The following is a 23,183-nucleotide window of genomic DNA, read 5'->3' on the forward strand; positions in this document are numbered from 1 at the left end:
CTTCATTAAATCCTTCGTGTGAGCTTTTTATGGAAGTCTCTGTTGTAGGTTCTTCAATACTCCTTTTTGGCGCCGCTTGTGTATCTAGTTCTAAAGCCGATAATTGACCGTTTATAAATAAAATACTTTTTCCATGTAAGAGAGATTGCTCAATGTCTATCCACTTCTGAACTTTTTTAATATTCCCTATAGAAACAGAAGATTCCCAAAAATCGTCTTCATTCCATTCTTTAAATAAGAGAGGCCGAAGAATATCTACATTAATAACAGTTTTATCTACAAGTCCTTCCATATATATAAGAGCAGCTTCTTTTCCGTTTTTTAACGGGAAAGTGCGTGTAATTAATTCTGGAATACCACTAAATAATTTGGATAAGTGTTTAAGATTAAGCGGCATGGAGGAAGAAATTTCTTTATGTAATACAGTTTCAGATTGCTCGTGTGTAGAGAAAGATTTTTCGCCCCTTATCCATTTTCGAAAAGAACCCATATATTCACCTTATTCCTCGTTGAACTTTATATGGGTTATTATGGATAGTTACATACAGACATATGCGCAGTTTAAAATTTATATTGTATATTTGTACATTTAACGCTATAATTATAGTGTTAAAGATGGAATCGTGATATGACCTGTTATGAATCTATCGTTTTATTTATGAATAAATGGATTGGTATTTTAGCAAGATGTGCTAATAAACTACTCCACCATGATAATAGCGTGCCAAAAATGTGGTGCGTATATTTTCGTGGTGGAGTTTTTTTATTCTCAAAAAGGGGGAAAGACCATGAATGACAACATGGTTCATATTACAATTGACGGAAAAAAGTATGCAGCGGAGCCTGGTTCAACGATATTGGGTGTGATTAATGAGAACGGGATTGAACATCCGCAAATTTGTTACGTGCCAGAAGTAGATCCTATTCAAACATGTGACACTTGTATTGTAGAAGTTGACGGAAAGTTAATGCGTTCTTGTTCGACGATAGCAACGGAAGGTATGGACATTGAACGTGCTTCTGTTCGCGCAAAAGAAGCGCAAACAGAGGCGATGGATCGGTTACTAGAAAATCATTTATTATACTGTACAGTATGTGACAATAACAATGGGAACTGTAAACTGCATAATACAGCAGAATTAATGGAAATCGAACATCAAAAATATCCTTATGAACCGAAAGTAGATGTAAGTGAAGTTGATATGACGCATCCGTTTTATCGCTATGACCCTAATCAATGTATTGCATGCGGTCAATGCGTTGAGGTGTGTCAAAACTTACAAGTAAATGAAACGTTATCGATAGACTGGGAAGCGGAACGCCCACGAGTTATTTGGGATGAAGGAGTAAATATTAATGATTCTTCATGCGTTAGCTGTGGTCAATGTGTAACGATTTGCCCTTGTAACGCTTTAATGGAGAAAACGATGCTCGGTGAAGCTGGATTTATGACGGGATTAAAACCAGATATTCTTGAACCGATGGTAGATTTAATTAAAGAAGTTGAGCCTGGATATAGCGGTATTTTTGCGGTATCAGAAGTGGAAGCGGCCATGCGTGATACTCGTACGAAGAAAACGAAAACAGTATGTACATTTTGTGGTGTAGGTTGTTCGTTTGAAGTGTGGACGAAGGGGCGTGAAATCCTTAAAGTACAGCCATCTTCAGATGCACCAGTTAACGCAATTTCCACTTGTGTAAAAGGGAAATTTGGTTGGGATTTCGTAAATTCTAAAGAACGAATTACAAAACCTTTAATTCGTAAAAATGGAACGTTTGTTGAATCGACATGGGAAGAAGCATTGAATGTAGTTGCAAGTAAATTAGGATCGATTAAAGAAGAGTATGGTAAAGATGCTATCGGTTTTATTTCTTCATCTAAAATTACGAATGAAGACAATTACGTTATTCAAAAACTAGCCCGACAAGTATTTGAAACGAATAATATTGATAACTGCTCACGTTATTGCCAATCACCAGCAACGGATGGTTTGTTCCGTACAATTGGTATGGGCGGTGATGCAGGAACGATTAAAGATATTGCGCAATCTGGTCTTGTTATTATTGTAGGATGTAATCCGACAGAAGGTCATCCTGTTTTAGCTACACGTATTAAACGTGCACATAAATTACACGGACAAAAGTTAATTGTAGCTGATCTTCGTAAAACAGAAATGGCAGAGCGATCAGATGTCTTTATTAGTCCAAAACAAGGAACAGATCAAGTATGGTTAATGGCTGTTACGAAATATATGATTGATCAAGGTTGGCATGATCAAGAATTTATTAATGAGAATGTAAACTTCTTTGAAGATTTCAAAGAGAGCCTGAAAGAATATACACTTGAATATGGAGAAGAAATGACTGGTATTTCAAAAGAAACACTTATTCAAATGGCTGAAATGATTCGTGATGCAGATGGTACATGTATCCTTTGGGGGATGGGAGTAACGCAAAATACAGGTGGCTCTGATACTTCCGCTGCGATTTCAAACTTACTTCTTGCAACAGGGAACTATCGTCGTCCAGGAGCAGGTGCATACCCACTTCGAGGTCACAATAACGTACAAGGTGCTTGTGATATGGGTACTTTACCAGGATGGCTTCCAGGATATCAGCACGTTACTAACGAAATGGAACGTGCGAAATTTGAAACTGCTTACGGAGTGAAAATTGATAGTGAACCAGGTCTTAATAATATTGAAATGCTTCACGCAATTGACGAAGGAAAAATGAAAGCAATGTATCTTGTCGGAGAAGATATGGCTCTTGTAGATTCTAATGCAAATCATGTACATGAAGTGTTAACGAGCCTTGATTTCTTCGTTGTGCAAGATGTTTTCCTTTCTAAAACTGCTCAATATGCAGATGTTGTATTACCAGCAGCGCCATCTCTTGAGAAAGAAGGTACTTTCACAAATACAGAGCGCCGTGTCCAAAGATTATATCAAGTTCTTCCTACGCTAGGAGATGCGAAACCAGACTGGTGGATCGTCCAGGAAGTTGCGAATAAACTAGGTGCAAACTGGAATTATAGCCACCCAAGTGAAATCTTTGCTGAAATGGCAAGTTTATCACCATTGTTCTCGCAAGCGAACTATGAAGTACTTGAAGGATGGAACAGTTTCCATTGGGGAAGTTTTGATGGAACGAATACACCACTTCTGTTCCAAGATGGATTTAACTTCCCAGATAAAAAAGCTCGTTTTGCGATTGCTGACTGGGTACGTCCAGCTGAATTTCCAGCCGAGTTTGACCTTCACATTAACAACGGTCGTATGCTTGAGCATTTCCATGAAGGGAATATGACAAATAAATCAACAGGTATTCAAACGAAAGTACCTGGTGTTTTCGTTGAAATCTCTCCAGACCTTGCAAAAGAACGTGGCGTAAAAACAGGTTCGTTAGTTCGTCTTGTCTCTCCTTTTGGAGCATTAAAATTACGTGCACTCGTTACAGATCGTGTAAAAGCGAATGAGTTATATTTACCGATGAACTCTACAGATAACGAAACGGCAATTAATTTCTTAACAGGTCCTGCTGTGGATGTACGTACGAATACACCTGCGTATAAACAAACGAAAGTACGTATGGAAGTGTTAGAAGTTGATGGCGAAAATCCGATGCCAAAAGCGAACCCACGCAATAAAAAACGTCACCCTCAAGCTGGAATTGAGGTACATCGTAAGTGGGCACGTACAGGGTATGTGCATTTAACGGATAAGTAGGAGGAGAAAACTATGGCTGCACCTATAAAAATGATTCAAAAACAAGAATTAACTGAGGAAGAAATAAAACAGCAAAAGTTAGATGATTTAAAAGAGCTTCTAACTAATAATGAAGAAGCTCTAAATCAGATGTTTAATATAGTAGGGGAATTAAATGACATTGGAATGCTAGAAGCTGCAAATTCTATGCTAAAAGCGAAAGAACCAATTGCGAAGATTGTTCTAGGTCAAGTAACTCGTGAGCCTGTTACAAATTTAATTAATAATATGATGGGCGCTGCAGGTGCGTTAACTGAACTTGACCCAGAACTTACGAAAAAGCTTATAGGTAGTTTATTAGTCGGGCTAGAAGAAGGTAATGAACATCTAGAAAGTAATAAAAAAGTAGGGGTATTCGATCTTATGAAAGTATTGAAAGACCCAGATATTAACCGTGCGATCGGGTTTGGGCTTCATTTCTTAAAAGGTATGGGGAAAGGGTTAAAAGACGAATAAACTTCATGAAGTGAACCTTTTCGCCCAAATATTTGTACGAAATAGTTTGGGCGGAAGGCTCATTTTGGTAAAATATATAATAAAGTAAAATGAGGCTTTTGGGAGGTATAATTGTATGTCAAAAAAAGTACATGAATTTAATGATATGATCCGAAAACTTCGAAAGGAACTTTTCGGAAAAGGACCGGAACGAATTCATACTGTTTTTGCAGAAAATATGGCTATAGCGACTCTTTATGGAAACTTAACACCTACTGAAAAATTTATTTCAAGTACGATGGACGGTGCGGAAATGGTTCATCTGGCTAGAACAAAAATGATTCAAGAAGTGTATGCTGCGAATTCCCGTGAACATTTGGAGGAACTTGTTGGCGCGAAATTAGTGAATTTGTTTTCAGATATGAAAGTAGAAGAAGATATTGCAGTTTCGGTATTTGTTTTTGATAAAAATATAACGTGAGAGAAGGATACTGATCGTGAAACCGATACAGGTAGAAAGAGAAATCTTTCGTTATGAACAGGGAGCATTTAAGCATATAGAGGACAGCATTGTAACAGAGTTTCCTGTCACCATTAAAATGAACGGACAGGAGTTTGTTACAATGGTTAGTACTCCAGAATATATAGAAGATATGGTAATAGGCTTCTTAGCGTCTGAAGGAATCATTCGGAAGTATGAAGATATTGATAGTGTATGGGTGCAGGAGAAAGAAGGCTTTGTGCATGTAACAACGACAAAAGTAAATCCGTATTATGAACAAATGCAAAATAAACGCTATATTACGTCTTGTTGTGGTATGAGTAGGCAAGGGTTTATTTTTACAAATGATGCACTAAGTGCAAAAAAAATGAAGGGTGTCCATGTACAGGTTACGGCAGAGGATTGTTTTCGGTTAATGAAAGAAATGCAGCAATCTGCGGATACGTTTCATCATACTGGTGGGGTTCATAATGCAGCTTTATGTGATGTGAATGGTATTATTTTAAGCCGAATGGATATTGGTAGGCATAATGCACTAGACAAAATTTATGGTTATTGTTTAAGAAACGATATTTCTATAAAAGATAAAATCATTGTTTTTAGTGGTCGTATTTCTTCGGAAATATTATTGAAAGTTGCAAAAATCGGTTGTGAAATTATACTATCAAAATCAGCTCCAACTGAGTTAGCTTTGCAACTAGCGGAAGATTTAGGTATTACGACAATAGGATTTATTCGTAATCAATCCTTAAATGTGTATACCCATCCAGAGCGTGTTTTAAATATAAAATAAAAGTGAGGCAATGAAGATGAAATCAGTTACATTAGACAAGTTGCAACGTCCGTTAAAGGATTTACGTATTTCAGTTACTGATCGCTGTAATTTTCGCTGTCGATATTGTATGCCAGAAGAAATATTTGGTCCTGATTACTCGTTTTTGTCTAATGACAAAATTTTATCTTTTGATGAAATTGAAAGGATAACACGTATTTTCGTTTCTTTAGGTGTGAGAAAATTACGGATTACAGGCGGAGAACCGTTACTTAGAAGAGGGCTTCCAAAGCTTATTGAGCGGCTTCATAAAATAGATGGTGTAGAAGATATCGGTTTAACAACCAATGGATCGTTACTTAAAAAATTTGCTCCTGATTTATATAAGGCGGGACTATCACGTGTAACAGTTAGCTTAGATTCCTTAGAAGAAGAGCGGTTTTTCTATTTAAATGGTAATAGGAGCAAAGTGCAAAGGGTTCTGGAAGGAATACAGGCTGCAGCTGAAGTTGGAATGAAAATTAAAATAAACATGGTCGTTCAAAAGGGAAAAAACGAACAGGACATTTTGCAGATGGCGCAATACTTTAAGGAAAACAAGCATATTCTTCGTTTTATTGAGTATATGGACGTTGGAAATTATAATGGTTGGGATTTAAAAGAGGTCGTCTCTAAACAAGAAATAGTAGATACGATTCATCAAGTTATGCCGTTAGAACGGATAGAAGCAAATTATTCTGGTGAAGTGGCTACTAGGTATCGTTATATAGGAAGCGACGAGGAAATAGGTATTATTTCATCGGTAACAGATTCTTTTTGCTCATCATGTACGAGAGCTCGTATTTCTGCAGAAGGAAAATTATATACTTGCTTATTTGCTTCTAAAGGAAATGATTTAAGAGAATTGCTTCGTTCTGAACATACAGATGAGGACATTACAGATGTAGTACGCGATATATGGAATAATAGGGAAGATCGTTATTCAGATGAACGCTTAAATCATAAAAATAAGAATACAATACCTAAAATTGAAATGTCACATATCGGTGGTTAATATATAAAGCTAGCGTCATAGTGAAAAATGGGGAATTTACAAGAGTTGTGGATTTTCTATTTTATAGTAAAAGTGATGATTGATATCTCTGTAAAAGATGTGCAGAGAAATTAAGCAGCATTCAAAAACCTTTATTTTGAGGAGGTTTTTTGAAGCTGCTTTTTTATTTGGAGAAAATGGAGGAATGGGTAATGGCATTTCATAAGCCGGAACAAATTGCTGAGCTTGTCATTGAGGCCGGTGTTCAAAAAGTAAGACAGACATTGCCAGCGATGCTTATTCTCGGTTTTTTAGGAGGAGCGTTTATTGCGATAGGTTTTTTACTTAACATTCGAGTTTTAGGGAATTTACCTGAGCGCTGGGGGAGTCTAGTGAATGTTTTAGGAGGAGCGGTATTTCCTGTTGGACTTATGCTCGTAGTATTAGCAGGAGGAGAATTAATTACGGGAAATATGATGTCACTGTCTATGGCGCTTTATGCAAAGAAAATTACATTGATAAGTGTACTGAATAACTGGGTTTGGATTACTCTCATGAATTTTATTGGGGCAATTTTCGTTGCGTATTGCTTTGGACATCTTGGCGGATTAACAGAGGGAGAGTATTTAAATAAAACAGTAGCGATAGCGGAAGGGAAGTTACATGAATCATTTGGAAGAACTTTAATTTTAGCAATTGGTTGTAATTGGCTCGTTTGTCTTGCTCTTTGGCTCGCTTACGGGACGAGTGATTTTGTCGGAAAAATCATCGGAATTTGGATTCCAATTATGGCATTTGTAGTGATTGGATTTCAGCAAGTAGTAGCAAATATGTTTGTCATTTCCGCTGTTATTTTTGCTGGTCATCTAACGTGGATGGATTTGGCTAAAAATTTTGTTCCTGTTTTTATCGGAAATGTAATTGGAGGAGCTGGGTTTGTTGGTTTTGCTTACTTTGCTTGTTATCAGAAACAACATTCTAATATGAAATAGAGTTCTTGAGAGGAAGGGTATGTAATGGCTGATCGGTATTCACGACAACAGTTGTTCAAACCAATTGGGAGTAAAGGACAAGAAAAAATTCGAAATAAACATGTGTTAATTGTAGGGGCAGGCGCATTAGGAAGTGCAAGTGCCGAAAGTTTCGTACGTGCAGGTGTTGGCAAGTTGACGATTATTGATCGTGACTACGTTGAATGGAGTAATTTACAAAGGCAACAATTGTACTCTGAACAAGATGCGAGAGAGAAAATGCCGAAAGCAATTGCTGCAAAAAATCGGTTAGAACAAATTAATTCGGAAGTACAAATACATGCTTTCGTAATGGATGCAACTTCAGAAAATATGGAAGGTCTATTAAAAAATGTAGATGTAATCATTGATGCAACAGATAATTTTGATATTCGATTTGTAATAAATGATTTATCACAAAAACATAATATTCCTTGGGTATATGGTTCTTGCGTTGGATCGTATGGTATGAGTTATACAATTATTCCGCAAGAGACACCGTGTTTACATTGTATGCTGAAAAATATTCCTGTTACAGGTGTGACATGTGATACCGCTGGAATTATTAGCCCGACTGTTCAAATCGTCGCAGCATATCAATTGGCAGAAGCACTCAAAATTTTAGTGGAAGATTTCTCAGCAATTAGAAAAACATTTTTCATGTTTGATATATGGAGTAATCAAAATCATTTTATAAAATTAGGGAAAATAAAAACAGACGCTTGTCTCTCATGCGGTTTGAATCGAACTTATCCTTATTTATCATACGAAAATCAAACGAAAGCAGCTGTTTTATGCGGAAGAAATACAGTTCAAATTAGAACAGTAGACAATAGGAAATACAATTTTGATGATATAGAAAAAGTATTACAAAAACTGGGGAAAGTAGATCGGAATCCGTATTTACTATCTTGCCAATTCGATGATTACCGCGTGGTTGTTTTTCGAGATGGTCGTGTTTTTATTCATGGTACAAATGATATTTCGAAAGCGAAACAACTATATTATCGCGTATTCGGTTAATAGAGAGGGTGTCAACAATGGAAAGAAGAGTGCCAATTACGGTTGAAGAAGCTGTTCGTAAAGTGATGGGATTTGCTGATAAAGGCTTAAAGGAGCTATTACCAATTGAATTAGCTTATGGACGTATATTAGCAGAGGATTTAATAGCTGACCATGATGTACCGTCATTTAATCGTTCGCCGTATGACGGATTTGCTATTCGAGCAGAAGATACTAATTTAGCAAGTTATGAAACGCCAATTGTATTTGAAGTAGTGGGTGAAATTGGTGCAGGATCGCTATTCCATGAGAAAGTAGGTCCGTTTCAAGCAGTTCGAATTATGACGGGAGCACAAATTCCGAATGGGTGTGATGCGGTTGTTATGTTAGAGCTGACTCGTCAATATGAGAAGAATGGCAACAATTATATGGAAGTGAAGCGATCATTCAAAAAGGGCGACAATATTTCTTTTCAAGGTGAAGATGCTCGTAAAGGAACGGTTCTTGCAAAGAAAGGATCGTACATTAATCCAGGTATTTCAGCTCTTCTTGCTACATTCGGTTATAGTGAAGTGCCAGTTGCGAGAAAGCCTGTAATTGGACTGTTAGCGACTGGGAGTGAATTGCTTGATGTCGATGATTCATTACAGCCAGGGAAAATCCGAAATAGTAATACGTATATGATATTGTCTCAAATTCGAAGAGCAGGCGGCAGAGTAAAATATTTTGGGAAGTTTAGTGATGATTTTAATACATGTTTTACAGCTGTGAAAGAAGCGCTTGGGCAAGTGGATATGTTAATTACAACGGGCGGTGTATCAGTAGGAGATTACGATTATTTACCAGCTATTTACGAAAAGTTAGGTGCCTCTGTTCTTTTCAATAAAGTTGCAATGCGGCCAGGGAGTGTTACGACTGTAGCACAATTAAATGGCAAGTTATTATTTGGTTTATCAGGAAATCCATCAGCTTGTTATGTAGGGTTTGAATTATTCGTAAGACCGTGTATTCGGGCGTATATGTTTAGTGAAAAAGTACATTTAAAAAGAGAAAAAGCGTTATTAGGAGAAGATTTTCTAAAACCGAATCCATTTACAAGATTTGTACGAGCGAAATTGCAATATGATGAGGGGAAATTAATAGCTTATCCATCAGGTTTTGATAAATCTAGCTCAGTTTCCTCATTGGCAGAATCAAACGTGTTTATCGTATTGCCGGGCGGGACAAGAGGATATAAAAAAGATATGTTTGTCGATGTTCTTTTATTAGAAGATAACGAAGGTAGTGAATGGCCTTGGACATTTCATAAAGTGAGAGGTGGTTCTAATGGGACAAGTGTTATTTGAGATTGTAGATAATCCGATTTTAGTTGAAGAAGTAACGAATAAAGTCGCAAGAAGGGAAGCGGGTGCGATTACAACATTTATTGGTACCGTGAGAGAACTTACAAAAGGAAAACGAACGCTACATTTAGAGTATGAAGCATATAAACCGATGGCAGTAAAACAACTTATGAGAATTGGTGAAGAAATTAGTGAAAGATGGCCGGATGCAAAAGTAGCAATTACGCACCGTGTAGGGCGGCTAGAAATCATGGATATTGCGGTAGTCATTGCAGTTTCATCACCGCATCGTAAAGTAGCTTATGAAGCGAATGAGTACGCGATTGAACGTATAAAACGAATCGTTCCAATTTGGAAAAAAGAATTTCGGGAAGATGGAACGATGTGGGTTGGAGATCAACTTGAAAACACACCATATCCAGAAGGAAAACCAAAGAAGGAAGAATGAGAAAATGATTACAATTTTATTGTTTGCAAATTTGCGTGAGGAAGTTGGATTGGATCAATTAATAATTTCAGAAAAACAAGAAATGACTGTTGGGCAATTAAAAGAATGGTTGAAAGATAGTTATCATTTGCAATCCTTGGATACAGTAATGGTTGCAATTAATGAAGAGTTTGTAACGAATGAAGAGATGATAAAAGTAGGAGATATAGTCGCATTAATCCCGCCCGTTAGCGGAGGGTAATAAGCTTTTTCAACAGATGAAGCGCCGAGAAGATGTTGTATATAAATTAGAATAAGAGAAGGGATGAGTTCTATGCTTACTCAAGAACAAATAATAAATGTATTAAAACATGTAGAGGATCCAGAGTTACACAAAAGTGTTGTAGAATTAAATATGGTTAGAAATATACAAATGAACGGAACAGAGGTTAAACTTGAAGTAGTACTAACAATACAAGGTTGTCCGTTAAAAGCAAAAATTCAACAAGATATTGAAGAATCACTTCACGCAATTGGTGCCTCTAAAGTGGATGTAACATTTGGTTCTATGACACAAGAAGAACGTGCAGCTTTAACAGAGAAGTTAAAGAAAAATAGTAGAACAGAAACTGGTATGCCGAGCATGCTTCGCCTTGATTCAGGAGTACGGTTTATTACTGTAACGAGTGGAAAAGGTGGAGTTGGAAAATCAACGGTGACAATTAATCTTGCAACTGCACTAGCTCGTATGGGCAAAAAAGTGGGGATATTAGATGCAGACATATATGGTTTTAGTATTCCAGCTATGATGGAAACGAATAAGAAACCAACGATGATTGATCAAACAGCAATTCCGGTCGTTAGTCACGGTGTTAAAATTATGTCGATGGGATTTTTTACGGAAGGAAATAACCCGGTTATGTGGCGCGGACCGATGTTAAATAAATGGATTCAAAATTTCCTTGCGAATACGCACTGGGGAGAATTAGATTATTTACTTCTTGATTTACCACCTGGTACAGGAGATGTTGCTATTGATGTTGCAGCAATGATCCCGCAGGCGCAAGAAATTATCGTTACAACACCACACAATGTAGCTTCGTTCGTAGCATCTAGAGTAGGAGTTATGGCAAAGCATACGAAACACGAGATTTTAGGGATTGTAGAAAATATGGCTTATTATGAAGAGCAAGATGGATCGAAAAATTATCTCTTCGGAAAAGGCGGTGGCGAAATGTTAGCAGAACAATTGCAAACAGAAGTAATCGCACAAGTACCTTTTGCAAAACGTGAAGAAAATAGCGGTTCATCTGTATATGATGAAGATTCTCTTGTTGGAGAAGTGTTTACATCGTTAGCTGAGGATATTATTTATAGAGGATAGAGGGGGAAGTTTAGTATGGCGTGTAACATTGATCATTCTATTGAAGATGTGATGAATAAGCTCGAAAGTCAAAAGAATTCTTTACCTGAAGGGATCTTTAAAGAGTTAAAGAGTTTTTTACAAGGTAATCATTCGCAGAAATTATTAAATGATATTTTTCACCTTCTAAAAAAGTATGATTTAGTCAGTGAGGAAGAACGAGAGACGAGAAACGCACAATTATTGCACATTTTGAATTAAGTACTCTTTGGCTTTAGAATTTTTTCAGAAGGGGTGAATGTGATGGATACGAAAAAGATGATTGAAACGATAGAAGTAACTAGAGTGACTGACGAGGAATTATCGATTTCGAATTTACATCCAAAGCTTGTGAAGTTGTATAGTCAAAAAGATAGTACAGAGTATACGAAGCTATTAAAATATATTTTATCATTATCCGTGCAGTTGAAGCTGAATCTCGTATTGAAATATTTTGGTGTGCGTCCGATTGTTGCTGCAGACGAGCGTATGCAATTTCAAGAGATATTTAAATGCTTAGCTAAGAAAGATGAGAATGGGGAATGGTTTCTAAATTTGGTTTCTTTATATGTAGGGCTAATTGTAGTTCTTCATTTTGAGGAGAAAGTGATTGAGAGCAATTTTTTTGATGATATGGTAGTGGGTGAATGTAATGAAATATAAGATTCTGCTCATAACATTTTTCTATTTAAATGCTTTAATTGCGATTTTAGTTGGTTTTGTAAATATGAAGGTAACTAATTAAGAAAAAGGAATGAAACTAGTTTGATAAAAAGAGTTCTTCAGTTGTTTCCGGCGTTTTTTCGTGTTACCATTAAGCGAATTTTTCATAAGGAGAGAAAGCGATGAAATGGATTTATTTTCTTATTATTAACGTTATAGCTTTTAGCCTTATGGGGCTTGATAAACGAAAAGCAAAGAAGAAACAGTGGAGAACGCCAGAAAGTACGCTGTTTTTATCAGCGGCAGCTGGGGGAGCAGTTGGAGCTTGGATCGGTATGTATATGTTTCATCATAAAACTCATAAAAAGAAATTTGTTTTCGGCATACCGTTACTTGTTGTAATAACGGTATGTTTATTATTCGTTGTATGAGAAATGTCGAAAGAAATGCAGATTGATTATTGGTAAAGTGAGCATGTGAGACCGTATAATGGAGAAAAAATGAGAAGAGGAGAAAAAGGAAGATGGGGAGTCAATCAGCAGAGCAAAAAAAAGGGATACTATATGCGGCTGGTGCTTATACGATGTGGGGAATTCTACCGATTTATTGGAAATGGGTTGAGGAAGTTCCAGCAGATGAAATATTAGCACACCGCATCGTTTGGGCATTTGTTTTTATGTTACTTGTATTAGGTGTTACGAAGAGGTTTCGCCAGTTTATTGGGGAATTTGTGAATCTTTTTAAACGACCTAAATTATTAATGTCATTAACAATAGCTTCAGTCTTGATTAGCGGAAACTGGTTTGTTTACATATGGGCCGTTAATCATAATCATGTTATTGAAGCGAGTCTTGGCTATTATATTAATCCGCTTATTAGTATTTTACTTGGTACAGTCGTTTTAAAGGAAAAGTTAAACTTTTGGCAATATGTTGCAGTTGGTTTAGCAGGAGTAGGGGTTGTCATTTTAACAGTACGTTTCGGATCTATTCCGTGGGTTTCTCTTTCACTTGCCTTTTCATTTGGATTATACGGATTAACGAAAAAACTGTTAAACTATGATGCCACAATTGGACTTACGATGGAAACGATGTTAGTGACGCCGTTTGCAATCATTTATCTTGTTATGACAGGAGCACATGGTTTCGGCTCATTTGGATCTATTTCAATGTTATCAACGTTACTTTTAATAGGAGCAGGTATTGTAACGGCATTACCACTATTTTATTTTGCAAAAGGAGCACAACTTATTCCGCTTTATATGGTGGGATTTTTACAATATATTGCGCCAACAATTAGCTTAATTTTAGGTGTATTTGTATTTGGTGAACATTTCACATCTACACATATGATTGCATTTTTCTGTATATGGGTTGCTTTATTTGTATTCTCGGTAGCGAAGACAAAGTTTTTAGTGCAGAAACAACCGAAATTTATAAAAAATAAATCAGCAAAAGTATCATAATGCGTAGTATTTTCTACGCATTTTTCTTTATACTTATATTATATAGAATTTCCATTATAGTCAGTAAGGAGCTGAGAACATGGAAACAATTTTACATAATGATCCGCTTATGGCCGCTGTAATTTCATGGTTTTTAGCACAATTAACGAAAGTAGTCTTTAAATTAGTCAAAACGGGTGAATTTGATTTTGCAAAGTTTTTCGCTTCAGGTGGGATGCCGAGTTCTCATGCTTCAACTGTTACAGCACTTGCTACAGGAGTTGGGGTAGTAGAAGGTGTGGAAAGCTCGATGTTTGCGGTTGCTACTATTTTTGCCATTATTGTTATGTATGATGCTTCAGGAGTAAGGCTTGCAGTAAGTAAACAAGCAAAAATATTGAATGAGTTTTTTCACGGTAGAGAAACAGAATATAAGAAGTTAAATGAACTTGTTGGGCATACACCGTATGAAGTAGTAGTTGGTGCTTTATTAGGGATTATTGTCGGAGTAGGATATTGTTTATGAGCGGAACATTTTATATGTTCTGCTTTTCTTTGTTTTCATACATATTCAGCTACCTTTTTGAATATCGTTATACGGATTTCGAAAGGGTGGGTGAGTAACTTGTTATTATATGAAAAAGTGCATGAAGAAATAGCGAGAAGAACAACTGCACTTCAAACAATGCAACGGCAAGATGGTACGTGGCAGTTTTGTTTTGAAGGAGCGCCACTAACAGATTGTCATATGATTTTTTTATTAAAATTATTAGGTAGAGATAAAGAGATAGAACCGTTTGTAAAAAGATTAGCATCACTTCAAACAAATGAAGGAACATGGAAATTGTATGAAGATGAAATGGGTGGTAATTTATCTGCTACAATTCAATCTTATGCTGCCTTACTTGCATCGGAAAAATATACAAAAGAAGATGCGAATATGAAGCGAGCGGAAATGTTTATAAATGAGCGCGGGGGGGTAGCGCGTGCTCATTTTATGACGAAGTTTTTATTAGCAATTCATGGAGAATATGAATACCCTTCTCTCTTTCATTTGCCAACACCAATTATGTTTCTGCAGAATGATTCCCCTCTCAGTATTTTTGAACTGAGTAGCTCAGCACGTATTCATTTAATTCCGATGATGTTGTGTTTAAATAAAAGATTTCGAGTAGAGAAAAAGTTATTGCCAAATTTAAATCATATTGCAGGCGGGGGCGGAGGATGGTTTCGGGAGGACCGATCTCCAGTTTTTCAAACGTTAGTAAGTGACGTGAAGAAAATTATAACGTATCCACTTTCTTTGCATCATAAAGGATATGAGGAAGTAGAACGTTTTATGAAAGAGCGTATTGATGAAAATGGAACATTATATAGTTACGCAACTGCCTCGTTTTATATGATTTATGCTTTACTTGCATTAGGACATTCTATTCAATCACCAATTATTCAGAAGGCTATAACGGGAATCACATCTTATATATGGAAGATGGAGAGAGGGAGCCATTTGCAAAACTCTCCGTCAACTATATGGGATACAGCTTTACTCAGTTATGCTTTACAAGAAGCTCAAGTTCCGAAAGCAAGTAAAGTGATTCAAAATGCATCAGCGTATTTACTAAGAAAACAGCAAACAAAGAAAGTAGATTGGAGTGTACATGCACCGGATCTCTGCCCAGGTGGTTGGGGCTTTTCGGATGTGAATACGACGATTCCAGATATTGATGATACAACTGCTACGTTAAGAGCATTGGCGCGAAGTAGAGGGAACGAAAATGTAGACAATGCTTGGAAGCGAGCGGTTAATTGGGTTAAAGGATTGCAAAATAATGATGGTGGTTGGGGGGCTTTTGAAAAAGGGGTAACGAGCCGTATATTAGCAAATTTACCAATCGAAAATGCAAGTGATATGATTACAGATCCTTCTACACCAGATATTACAGGAAGAGTGTTAGAATTTTTCGGGACGTATACGCAAAATCAATTGCCCGAGAAACAAAAACAAAGTGCGATAAATTGGTTAATGAATGTACAAGAGGAAAATGGATCGTGGTATGGGAAATGGGGAATTTGTTATATATATGGTACGTGGGCAGTGTTGACGGGTTTACGGTCACTCGGAATACCATCTAGCGATCCATCATTGAAACGAGCAGCTTTATGGCTTGAACATATACAGCATGAAGATGGTGGCTGGGGAGAATCTTGCCAAAGTAGTGTGGAAAAAAGATTTGTTACTTTGCCATTTAGTACACCATCCCAAACAGCATGGGCGTTAGATGCCCTCATTTCTTACTATGATAAAGAAACGCCAGTCATTCGCAAAGGTATTTCATATTTGCTTTCCAACCCTTATGTAAATGAAAAATATCCTACTGGAACAGGCTTGCCAGGTGGGTTTTATATTCGTTATCATAGTTATGCTCATATATATCCGTTGCTTACTTTGGCTCATTATGCAAAAAAATATAGAAAATAAACCGAGAGATGTCTCTCGGTTTATTTTGTTGGGTAGTAGGTCCCTTTTGAAAAGAATAAGGTTGTGATGTACCTTATTTTTCGGTTGATTGGCGTTTTTGACGTGCATCAGCGGCATTTGCACGTGCGTTTGCTTCTAAGTCATTGTGGTCAGCGAGTTCGCGAGAGAACTCAACATCAATGCCATCAGTTGCTTTGCCTTGTTTGAAATTCTTTTTGTTCATTCGACATAATCTCCTTGCACTTTATGCGACGTTGCAAAGTTAGTTTGACACAAATAGACTTTTTTATACAAAGAGGAATTGAAAAGCAAAAAGCCGAAATATACAGTATAAGTAATAGAAATGGGGGATAGGAATGGAGTTTTTAAATGGGAAAACAGCTGTTGTAACAGGAGCTGCACAGGGAATTGGAAAAGAGATTGCAAGGGTTTATGCAAAACTAGGGGCGAAAGTATTAATTAGCGATGTAAATGAAGAGAATCTACAAAAAACGACACGTGAGTTATCAGATGAAGGATATGAAGTGTGCTCATATCGATGTGATGTGAGTAATCAAAATGAAGCGAAGTCGTTAATTGAATATGCGGTTCAAAAATTCGGTACATTACATATTTTGGTGAATAACGCCGGGATTACAAGAGATGCAATGTTACATAAAATGGAGAAGTCTGCTTGGGAACAAGTATTACAAGTGAACTTAACTGGTGTTTTTTATTGTATGCAACCAGCGCTTCTTTACATGAGACAACAAGGGTATGGACGCATTATTAATATATCTTCAATTAGTAGAGAAGGAAACATAGGTCAAGCAAATTATGCGGCTACAAAGGCAGGAGTTGTCGGTTTAACGAAAACAGCAGCGAAAGAAGTTGGAAGCTTCGGTATTACTTGTAATGCGATTTGTCCGGGTTTTATGGATACAGATATGACAAAAACGATACCAGATAAAGTGAAAGAAAAGATGGTTGGTGCTATTCCAGTTGGTAGAATTGGAACGCCAGAAGATATTGCGAACGCAGCAGCTTTTTTAGCATCAGAATACGCATCTTATATTACAGGTGAAGTATTAAATGTGAGCGGAGGACTGCAAGTTTAAAGGAATACATAATGAAAAGAACCTGACCAGGTAGGTCAGGTTCTTTCTCATTAATTTAAGTTAAGCCAAACGCTCTTTACTTCTGTATAGTTATTTAATGCGTAAGATCCCATTTCACGGCCAAGACCAGATTGTTTAAATCCTCCAAATGGAGATGCTGCATCAAAGACGTTATAACAGTTTACCCATACTGTACCTGCACGTACTTTACTTGCAACATAGTGTGCTGTTTTAACATTTTCTGTCCACACACCAGCCGCTAAGCCGAATTGTGATTTATTTGCACGTTCAATTACTTCATCAATATCGTTAAACGGTATTGCAGAAATAACTGGACCGAAAATTTCTTCTTTTGCGATCGTCATTTCATCATTTACGTCAGCGAATACTGTAGGAGAAACGAAGTAGCCTTGATCGAATGGATTACTTCCTCCGCATAGTACTTCAGCTCCTTCTTCAATCCCTTTTTCAATGTAGCCCATTACACGTTTTTGTTGTTCTTCAGAAACGAGAGGACCAATTGTTGTTTCAGGGTTAAGACCGACACCTTGATTTAGTTTTTTAGAATAGAGGACGAGATCAGCCATGACATTATCATACATTTTCTTCGGAACAAATAAGCGTGACCCAGCAGAGCATACTTGTCCTTGGTTAAACATAACACCAGAAAGTGCACCAGGAATCGCGCGAGATAAATCAGCATCTGGCAAGATGATATTTGGTGATTTACCGCCTAATTCAAGTGTAACGCGTTTTAATGATTCGGATGCTTGTCGCATAATTTGTTTACCGACAGGAGTAGAACCGGTAAATGCAATTTTATCAACGAGTGGATGATTAACGAGAGCTTGTCCAGCTGATTCACCGAATCCAGGTACGATATTAATAACACCTTTCGGGAATCCAGCTTCTTCAATTAATTCAGCTAAGTATAGAGCAGATAGTGGAGTTTGTTCTGCAGGTTTTAAAACGATTGTACATCCTGTAGCAAGCGCTGCTCCCATTTTCCACATTGCCATAAGAAGCGGGAAGTTCCAAGGGATAATTTGACCAACGACACCAACAGCTTCATGGCGTGTATAGTTAAAGTAATCACCGGAAACAGGAATTGTTTGACCAACGATTTTCGTAGCCCATCCAGCGTAATAGCGCATATGCTCAATTGCAAGTGGTATGTCTGCTGCCATTGTTTCACGGATTGGTTTTCCGTTATCTAATGTTTCGAGCTGTGCAAGCTCTTCTTTATGTTCTTCCATTAGATCAGCTAACTTGTACATGAGACGGCTTCGCTCAGCAGTGCTCATACGAGACCAAGGACCTTCGTCAAAAGCCATACGAGCTGCGACTACAGCTTTATGAATATCTTCGCGACCAGCTTCAGAAACGACGGCAAGTGTTTCACCAGTTGCTGGGTTAGGTGTTTTAAACGTTTTACCGGAAGCGCTTTCAATGAAAGATCCATTCACATATAACTTTTTTGTACCTTGAAGAAACTTTTCTACCTTTTCATGAAGATTTACAGCTAGTTGACTCATTGTATAACCCCCTTGAAAATATAATGTAAACGCAGTACGAGACGGCGCTTATTCCGAAATCAAGGATGTGGAAACTAGATGGAAAGCCTCTAATTAAAATCATAATTAATAAATACTGAAAATTCAAATTTCATTTGTGTTACAATTGTAAAAAATATGTAATGTAAGAGAAGCTTCTATATGATTATAAAAAATCCTGCTTGTTTTTGCTTTCTAGTAGGAAAAACTAGAAGAACAATGGTACAATAATACATCGTGAGAGGAGGGGGAAAAATGAAAGATTATCATGATGATCCACGCTTTCGAATAGCCCATAGAGAAGCGTTAATTGGTCTTGGACTTGCTATTATTAATTTTATAATATGGTACGGATTTGCTTATGGGCTTGGTAGTAAAGATCCAAGTGAATATACATATGTATTAGGTTTTCCCGCATGGTTTTTTTATAGCTGTATCGTTGGATTTATCGTTATGGTTATTTTACTTAGTTTAGTTGTTCGTTTTGTATTTCAAGATATTTCACTCGATGAGGAAGAAAAAAGTGAGGAATAATAGATGAATTGGTATGTAATCATTCCAATGATAATTTCGTTTATCGTTGTATTTTTAATTGGTGTATATGCTTCAAGACGCGTGCAAGCAACTGCTCATAATAAATTTTTACAAGAATATTTTCTAGGTGGGCGTGAGCTAGGCGGTTTATTATTAGCGATGACAATGATTGCTACGTACGGTAGTGCAAGTAGCTTTATTGGTGGCCCTGGTATTGCTTACAATATGGGGCTTGGATGGGTACTGTTATCTGCGATTCAAGTTGTAACAGGGTATATCGTTTTAACGGTTATGGGTAAAAAGTTTGCAATTATCGCTAGGAAGATGGAAGCAATTACTCTTATCGATTATTTAAAAGGGAGATACAATAATAAAGCAGTTGTTATACTCTCTGCGTTATGTATTATTATCTTTTTATTTTCGGCGACAGTAGCCCAGTGGGTCGGCGGTGGACGATTAATTGAGTCACTAACGGGTCTATCGTATACAACAGCACTATTTTTATTTACTTTTTCTGTACTTGTGTACGTATTAATTGGTGGATTTCGTGCAGTCGCGCTATCAGATACATTATTAGGAATCATTATGTTAGTTGGAACGACAATCATTTTAATTGCTACTGTCATTGCTGGTGGTGGAATTGAAAAGATTATGCAGGAACTTGTTCAAATTAATCCAAATTTAATTACACCATTCGGAGCAGATGGCAGTTTAACGAAATCATATGTTACATCATTTTGGATTTTAATTGGAATTGGCGTTGTAGGTTTACCGCAAATTAGCGTGCGTACCATGTCTTATAAAAATTCAAAAGCTATGCACCAAGCTTTAATAATTGGAACAGTTGTCGTTGGTACAATTATGATCGGTATGCATTTAACAGGTGTATTTGCAAGAGTAGTACTTCCAGGTATAACGGTACCAGATAAAGTAATGCCGCTACTTGCGATGGAAGTGTTGCCACCGTGGTTAGCTGGAGTTTTCTTAGCCGCACCAATGGCAGCGATTATGTCTACAGTAAACTCTTTATTATTACTTGTAAGCTCGTCAATTATTAAAGATATATACGTAAATTACATAAAGAAAGATGCAGCAGACAGTACGATAAAAAAAGGAAGTTTGTGGATTACTGGTATTGTAGGACTACTCGTTTATGCAGCGGCGATTAAACCACCAGATTTTTTAATATGGCTAAATTTATTTTCTTTCGGTGGATTAGAAGCAGCATTCATTTGGCCAATCGTATTAGGGTTATATTGGAGGAAAGGAAATGCTACAGGAGCGCTTGCTTCCATTTTCGTTGGAGTAGGTTCATATATGTGTATTCATCTTTTCTATCCAAATCCGTTCGGTATACATACAGTTGTCTTCCCAATTTGTTTTGCGTTTATCGCTTATGTTATTGGAAGTATGAGTGCTGTAAAAAAAACAGTATAGGTTAGCTGAAGAACGTAGTCCTTATAGGACTGCGTTTTTTCGTATGAAATTGTTCTTTTTTATTCTGTATACCAATTGTTATTCATAAATTAATAACAATTGAGGGGATGGAGTTGAGGTCGATGAAAAAAGTATTATTTTTAGGAGACCCAGGAATTGATGACTCTTTAGCAATTATGTATGGATTGTTGCATCCTGATATTGATATTGTTGGTGTAGTAACGGGATATGGAAATGTAACACAAGAAAAGGCGACAAGTAATGCCGCATATTTGCTGCAAATGGCAGGACGGGAAGATATACCTGTTATTAATGGTGCGAAAATTCCTTTATCCGGAGATGTTACAACGTATTATCCAGAAATTCATGGGGCAGACGGTTTAGGGCCAATTAAACCTCCAAAAACTTTTTCACCAAATATAAAGTCTTTTTGTACATTTTTTGATCTTCTTGAAAAATATAAAGGAGAATTAATATTAGTCGATGCTGGTAGATCAACAACGTTAGCGACAGCATTTATTTTAGAAAAGCCGATGATGAAGTATGTGAAAGAATATTATATAATGGGCGGTGCTTTTTTAATGCCTGGCAATGTAACACCAGTCGCAGAGGCGAATTTTCATGGTGATCCCATTGCGTCACAATTAGTCATGCAAAATGCCAAAAATGTGACATTAGTACCACTTAACGTTACATCGGAAGCAATTATTACACCGGAAATGGTAAAATATATTACGAAACACTCTAAAACGAGTTTTAATAAGTTAATCGAGCCGATATTTACGTATTATTATAAAGCTTATAGAAAGTTAAATCCGAAAATAACAGGAAGTCCAGTGCATGACGTCGTTACAATGATGGTTGCGGCAAATCCATCCCTTTTAGACTATGTATATCGTCGTGTCGATGTAGATACAGCTGGAATTGCAAAAGGAGAAAGTATTGCAGATTTCCGTCCTCAACCTGATGCAAAAGCCTTGAAAAATTGGGTGCGAATTGGTTGGTCATTACATTATAAAAAATTTCTTGAGGATTTTGTGAAAATCATGACGTAGACATAATAGGAGTATACAAGTTAAAATAATGGAGATGGTTATTCAAATGACCATCTCCATTATTTTGTTTTTTAATGATAAATAGAGAAGAGTTATACAATAGGAGAGGAATTTTACTTGAAAAAAACTATGGTATGCGCAGTAATTGTGGGTATTTTCGTTTTGCTAATATCGGGTAACTTTTTAGTGAAAAAAGTATGGAGTTCAAATAATGATGATGCACAGTATATTGCATCTTTTATTGAAGAACATAAAGATGAAAAAAATAGTGCACTTCTAGTAAAGAGAAATGATAAAGTTGTTTATTCTGTAAATCCCAATGTTGTATTGCCAGTCGCTAGTACGATGAAATTAATTGTGGCGCTTGAATATACGAAACAAGTTACTGAAGGGAAAATTGATTCGTCTAGTTTCGTTTCGATTAATGATGTGAATCGTTATTATGTTCCGAATACAGATGGAGGTGCACAAGATAGATGGCAAAAGTATTTGGAGAAGACAGGCAAGATAACTGAAGGAGCGGTTTCTTTAGAAGAAGTGGCAAAAGGAATGGTTAAGTTTAGTTCGAATGCGAATGCTGAATACTTAATGGAATTGTTAGGATTAGATAACATTAATCGGAATTTACAAAGTTTATCACTTCCTGCACATCAACCACTATTTCCAATCGTTTCATCTTTATATATCCCGGGATATTTGCATAAAGAATTGCATGTTCCAAAATATAAAATAGAAAAAAAGTTAAAAGAAATGTCTCAAGAGCAATATCGTGAATATGCGATGAATATTCATGAACGCTTAAAGAAGAAGGGACCATTATTACAGAAGGAAATTCCGCTTTATTTAGAGGAACGTTACGACAAAATTTGGTCAGATAGATTACCAGCAGCTTCCGCAAATGATTATATGGTATTACTTCAAAAAGCAAACCATAAAGGCGGCTTGACAGAGGCTGAAGAAAAAGTATGGGCAAATATCGTTGAAACAGACATGAGTGCCAAGAAATACCGTAAAACATTTAGACATGCTGGGCAAAAGAATGGTTACACACCATGGACGGTGACAAAAGCAGTTTACGCTATGGATAAACGTGGAAACTGTACAGAAATTGTGTTTTTAGCGAATAATTTAAATGAAGACGATAGTGCAGAAATACGGAAACATTTAGCAAACTTACATTTCCAAGTGTTGCAAAGTGATAAGTATGATGCGACTTTTATTAAATAAA

General features: G+C 36.7%; 25 protein-coding genes. 22 read left to right on the top strand and 3 right to left on the bottom strand.

The genetic code is table 11. The features are described from left to right. A partial coding sequence (locus tag MR167_RS15245; RefSeq protein ID WP_242314930.1) for a spore germination protein occupies positions 1 to 490 on the bottom strand: 490 nt, incomplete at its 3' end. A gap of 298 nt (positions 491 to 788) precedes the next feature. On the opposite strand from MR167_RS15245, the gene fdhF reads away from it, so the two are divergent. The 17 genes from fdhF (at position 789) to MR167_RS15330 (ending at position 16,279) form a co-directional block, all read left to right on the top strand. Next, a complete protein-coding gene (gene fdhF, locus MR167_RS15250) occupies positions 789 to 3,728 on the top strand; it encodes a formate dehydrogenase subunit alpha (RefSeq protein WP_242314932.1) in 2,940 nt (979 codons plus the stop codon). Between the two features lie 12 nt (positions 3,729 to 3,740). Next, positions 3,741 to 4,223, top strand: coding sequence for a helical membrane plugin domain-containing protein (locus tag MR167_RS15255; protein ID WP_000729897.1), 483 nt, complete (start codon positions 3,741 to 3,743; stop codon positions 4,221 to 4,223). A gap of 115 nt (positions 4,224 to 4,338) precedes the next feature. Then, positions 4,339 to 4,683, top strand: coding sequence for a Na-translocating system protein MpsC family protein (locus MR167_RS15260; RefSeq protein WP_000039580.1), 345 nt, complete (start codon positions 4,339 to 4,341; stop codon positions 4,681 to 4,683). A 16-nt stretch (positions 4,684 to 4,699) separates the two neighbouring features. Next, entirely contained in the window at positions 4,700 to 5,497 is a 798-nt protein-coding gene (fdhD, locus tag MR167_RS15265; RefSeq protein WP_242314934.1) for a formate dehydrogenase accessory sulfurtransferase FdhD, read from the top strand. 16 nt (positions 5,498 to 5,513) lie between these two features. Continuing rightward, entirely contained in the window at positions 5,514 to 6,530 is a 1,017-nt protein-coding gene (moaA, locus tag MR167_RS15270) for a GTP 3',8-cyclase MoaA (protein WP_000844115.1), read from the top strand. Positions 6,531 to 6,721: 191 nt separating this feature from the next. Next, on the top strand, positions 6,722 to 7,501 hold the full coding sequence (locus MR167_RS15275) for a formate channel (protein WP_000863998.1): 780 nt from the start codon (positions 6,722 to 6,724) through the stop codon (positions 7,499 to 7,501). Positions 7,502 to 7,525: 24 nt separating this feature from the next. Next, entirely contained in the window at positions 7,526 to 8,542 is a 1,017-nt protein-coding gene (locus MR167_RS15280; RefSeq protein WP_000785263.1) for a molybdopterin-synthase adenylyltransferase MoeB, read from the top strand. A gap of 17 nt (positions 8,543 to 8,559) precedes the next feature. After that, a complete protein-coding gene (locus MR167_RS15285) occupies positions 8,560 to 9,867 on the top strand; it encodes a molybdopterin molybdotransferase MoeA (protein ID WP_000442187.1) in 1,308 nt (435 codons plus the stop codon). Next, positions 9,848 to 10,312 carry a molybdopterin synthase catalytic subunit MoaE gene (moaE, locus tag MR167_RS15290; protein ID WP_000531883.1) on the top strand — a complete coding sequence of 155 codons (465 nt, stop codon included), beginning with the start codon at positions 9,848 to 9,850 and terminating at the stop codon, positions 10,310 to 10,312. The genes MR167_RS15285 and moaE overlap by 20 nt, the downstream gene beginning before the upstream one ends. 4 nt (positions 10,313 to 10,316) lie before the next feature. Beyond that, the gene (gene moaD / locus MR167_RS15295; protein WP_000628473.1) at positions 10,317 to 10,553 is read left to right on the top strand and encodes a molybdopterin converting factor subunit 1; all 237 of its coding nucleotides are present in this window, start codon (positions 10,317 to 10,319) and stop codon (positions 10,551 to 10,553) included. Positions 10,554 to 10,625: 72 nt separating this feature from the next. Further along, complete coding sequence (locus MR167_RS15300; RefSeq protein WP_242314936.1) at positions 10,626 to 11,675, top strand: P-loop NTPase; 1,050 nt, start codon at positions 10,626 to 10,628, stop codon at positions 11,673 to 11,675. Positions 11,676 to 11,690: 15 nt separating this feature from the next. Next, positions 11,691 to 11,915 (top strand): hypothetical protein, encoded by a 225-nt coding sequence (locus MR167_RS15305; protein ID WP_000752378.1) that lies wholly within the window; start codon positions 11,691 to 11,693, stop codon positions 11,913 to 11,915. 42 nt (positions 11,916 to 11,957) lie between these two features. Beyond that, entirely contained in the window at positions 11,958 to 12,356 is a 399-nt protein-coding gene (locus tag MR167_RS15310; protein ID WP_242314938.1) for a hypothetical protein, read from the top strand. A 182-nt stretch (positions 12,357 to 12,538) separates the two neighbouring features. Next, a complete protein-coding gene (locus tag MR167_RS15315) occupies positions 12,539 to 12,787 on the top strand; it encodes a DUF1294 domain-containing protein (protein ID WP_000871349.1) in 249 nt (82 codons plus the stop codon). Positions 12,788 to 12,879: 92 nt separating this feature from the next. Further along, positions 12,880 to 13,821 carry an EamA family transporter RarD gene (gene rarD, locus MR167_RS15320; RefSeq protein ID WP_000535541.1) on the top strand — a complete coding sequence of 314 codons (942 nt, stop codon included), beginning with the start codon at positions 12,880 to 12,882 and terminating at the stop codon, positions 13,819 to 13,821. Between the two features lie 79 nt (positions 13,822 to 13,900). Next, a complete protein-coding gene (locus tag MR167_RS15325; protein WP_000447821.1) occupies positions 13,901 to 14,326 on the top strand; it encodes a divergent PAP2 family protein in 426 nt (141 codons plus the stop codon). Positions 14,327 to 14,425: 99 nt separating this feature from the next. Continuing rightward, a complete protein-coding gene (locus MR167_RS15330) occupies positions 14,426 to 16,279 on the top strand; it encodes a terpene cyclase/mutase family protein (RefSeq protein ID WP_242314940.1) in 1,854 nt (617 codons plus the stop codon). Positions 16,280 to 16,352: 73 nt separating this feature from the next. Here the strand turns inward: MR167_RS15330 and MR167_RS15335 are convergent, their stop codons facing one another. Beyond that, a complete protein-coding gene (locus tag MR167_RS15335; protein WP_242314942.1) occupies positions 16,353 to 16,502 on the bottom strand; it encodes a YfhD family protein in 150 nt (49 codons plus the stop codon). A gap of 133 nt (positions 16,503 to 16,635) precedes the next feature. On the opposite strand from MR167_RS15335, the gene fabG reads away from it, so the two are divergent. Further along, a complete protein-coding gene (gene fabG / locus MR167_RS15340) occupies positions 16,636 to 17,376 on the top strand; it encodes a 3-oxoacyl-ACP reductase FabG (protein ID WP_000395038.1) in 741 nt (246 codons plus the stop codon). A gap of 50 nt (positions 17,377 to 17,426) precedes the next feature. Here the strand turns inward: fabG and dhaS are convergent, their stop codons facing one another. Next, the gene (gene dhaS, locus MR167_RS15345) at positions 17,427 to 18,911 is read right to left on the bottom strand and encodes an aldehyde dehydrogenase DhaS (protein ID WP_000080279.1); all 1,485 of its coding nucleotides are present in this window, start codon (positions 18,909 to 18,911) and stop codon (positions 17,427 to 17,429) included. Positions 18,912 to 19,184: 273 nt separating this feature from the next. On the opposite strand from dhaS, the gene MR167_RS15350 reads away from it, so the two are divergent. From MR167_RS15350 to MR167_RS15365, 4 genes are all read left to right on the top strand, one after another. After that, positions 19,185 to 19,463 (top strand): YhdT family protein, encoded by a 279-nt coding sequence (locus tag MR167_RS15350; protein WP_000656237.1) that lies wholly within the window; start codon positions 19,185 to 19,187, stop codon positions 19,461 to 19,463. A gap of 3 nt (positions 19,464 to 19,466) precedes the next feature. Continuing rightward, a complete protein-coding gene (panF, locus tag MR167_RS15355; protein WP_106081760.1) occupies positions 19,467 to 20,900 on the top strand; it encodes a sodium/pantothenate symporter in 1,434 nt (477 codons plus the stop codon). 122 nt (positions 20,901 to 21,022) lie between these two features. Beyond that, positions 21,023 to 21,955, top strand: coding sequence for a nucleoside hydrolase (locus tag MR167_RS15360; RefSeq protein ID WP_242314944.1), 933 nt, complete (start codon positions 21,023 to 21,025; stop codon positions 21,953 to 21,955). A gap of 117 nt (positions 21,956 to 22,072) precedes the next feature. Further along, entirely contained in the window at positions 22,073 to 23,182 is a 1,110-nt protein-coding gene (locus tag MR167_RS15365) for a serine hydrolase (protein ID WP_000753478.1), read from the top strand. Position 23,183 lies beyond the last annotated feature (1 nt).

Source organism: Bacillus cereus group sp. BfR-BA-01355, assembly GCF_022663675.1.
GTDB classification, from domain to species: domain Bacteria; phylum Bacillota; class Bacilli; order Bacillales; family Bacillaceae_G; genus Bacillus_A; species Bacillus_A thuringiensis_S.

What these genes read in the sequence shown, in the direction of transcription:
- MR167_RS15305 (WP_000752378.1), top strand. Translation starts at nt 11,691, where the DNA reads ATGGCGTGTAACATTGATCATTCTATTGAAGATGTGATGAATAAGCTC.
- MR167_RS15275 (WP_000863998.1), top strand. Translation starts at nt 6,722, where the DNA reads ATGGCATTTCATAAGCCGGAACAAATTGCTGAGCTTGTCATTGAGGCC.
- moaD (WP_000628473.1), top strand. Translation starts at nt 10,317, where the DNA reads ATGATTACAATTTTATTGTTTGCAAATTTGCGTGAGGAAGTTGGATTG.
- MR167_RS15260 (WP_000039580.1), top strand. Translation starts at nt 4,339, where the DNA reads ATGTCAAAAAAAGTACATGAATTTAATGATATGATCCGAAAACTTCGA.
- fabG (WP_000395038.1), top strand. Translation starts at nt 16,636, where the DNA reads ATGGAGTTTTTAAATGGGAAAACAGCTGTTGTAACAGGAGCTGCACAG.
- moaE (WP_000531883.1), top strand. Translation starts at nt 9,848, where the DNA reads ATGGGACAAGTGTTATTTGAGATTGTAGATAATCCGATTTTAGTTGAA.
- rarD (WP_000535541.1), top strand. Translation starts at nt 12,880, where the DNA reads ATGGGGAGTCAATCAGCAGAGCAAAAAAAAGGGATACTATATGCGGCT.
- panF (WP_106081760.1), top strand. Translation starts at nt 19,467, where the DNA reads ATGAATTGGTATGTAATCATTCCAATGATAATTTCGTTTATCGTTGTA.
- MR167_RS15280 (WP_000785263.1), top strand. Translation starts at nt 7,526, where the DNA reads ATGGCTGATCGGTATTCACGACAACAGTTGTTCAAACCAATTGGGAGT.
- MR167_RS15350 (WP_000656237.1), top strand. Translation starts at nt 19,185, where the DNA reads ATGAAAGATTATCATGATGATCCACGCTTTCGAATAGCCCATAGAGAA.
- MR167_RS15360 (WP_242314944.1), top strand. Translation starts at nt 21,023, where the DNA reads ATGAAAAAAGTATTATTTTTAGGAGACCCAGGAATTGATGACTCTTTA.
- MR167_RS15315 (WP_000871349.1), top strand. Translation starts at nt 12,539, where the DNA reads ATGAAATGGATTTATTTTCTTATTATTAACGTTATAGCTTTTAGCCTT.
- MR167_RS15325 (WP_000447821.1), top strand. Translation starts at nt 13,901, where the DNA reads ATGGAAACAATTTTACATAATGATCCGCTTATGGCCGCTGTAATTTCA.
- fdhF (WP_242314932.1), top strand. Translation starts at nt 789, where the DNA reads ATGAATGACAACATGGTTCATATTACAATTGACGGAAAAAAGTATGCA.
- MR167_RS15255 (WP_000729897.1), top strand. Translation starts at nt 3,741, where the DNA reads ATGGCTGCACCTATAAAAATGATTCAAAAACAAGAATTAACTGAGGAA.
- dhaS (WP_000080279.1), bottom strand. Translation starts at nt 18,911, where the DNA reads ATGAGTCAACTAGCTGTAAATCTTCATGAAAAGGTAGAAAAGTTTCTT.
- MR167_RS15300 (WP_242314936.1), top strand. Translation starts at nt 10,626, where the DNA reads ATGCTTACTCAAGAACAAATAATAAATGTATTAAAACATGTAGAGGAT.
- moaA (WP_000844115.1), top strand. Translation starts at nt 5,514, where the DNA reads ATGAAATCAGTTACATTAGACAAGTTGCAACGTCCGTTAAAGGATTTA.
- MR167_RS15335 (WP_242314942.1), bottom strand. Translation starts at nt 16,502, where the DNA reads ATGAACAAAAAGAATTTCAAACAAGGCAAAGCAACTGATGGCATTGAT.
- MR167_RS15310 (WP_242314938.1), top strand. Translation starts at nt 11,958, where the DNA reads ATGGATACGAAAAAGATGATTGAAACGATAGAAGTAACTAGAGTGACT.
- MR167_RS15285 (WP_000442187.1), top strand. Translation starts at nt 8,560, where the DNA reads ATGGAAAGAAGAGTGCCAATTACGGTTGAAGAAGCTGTTCGTAAAGTG.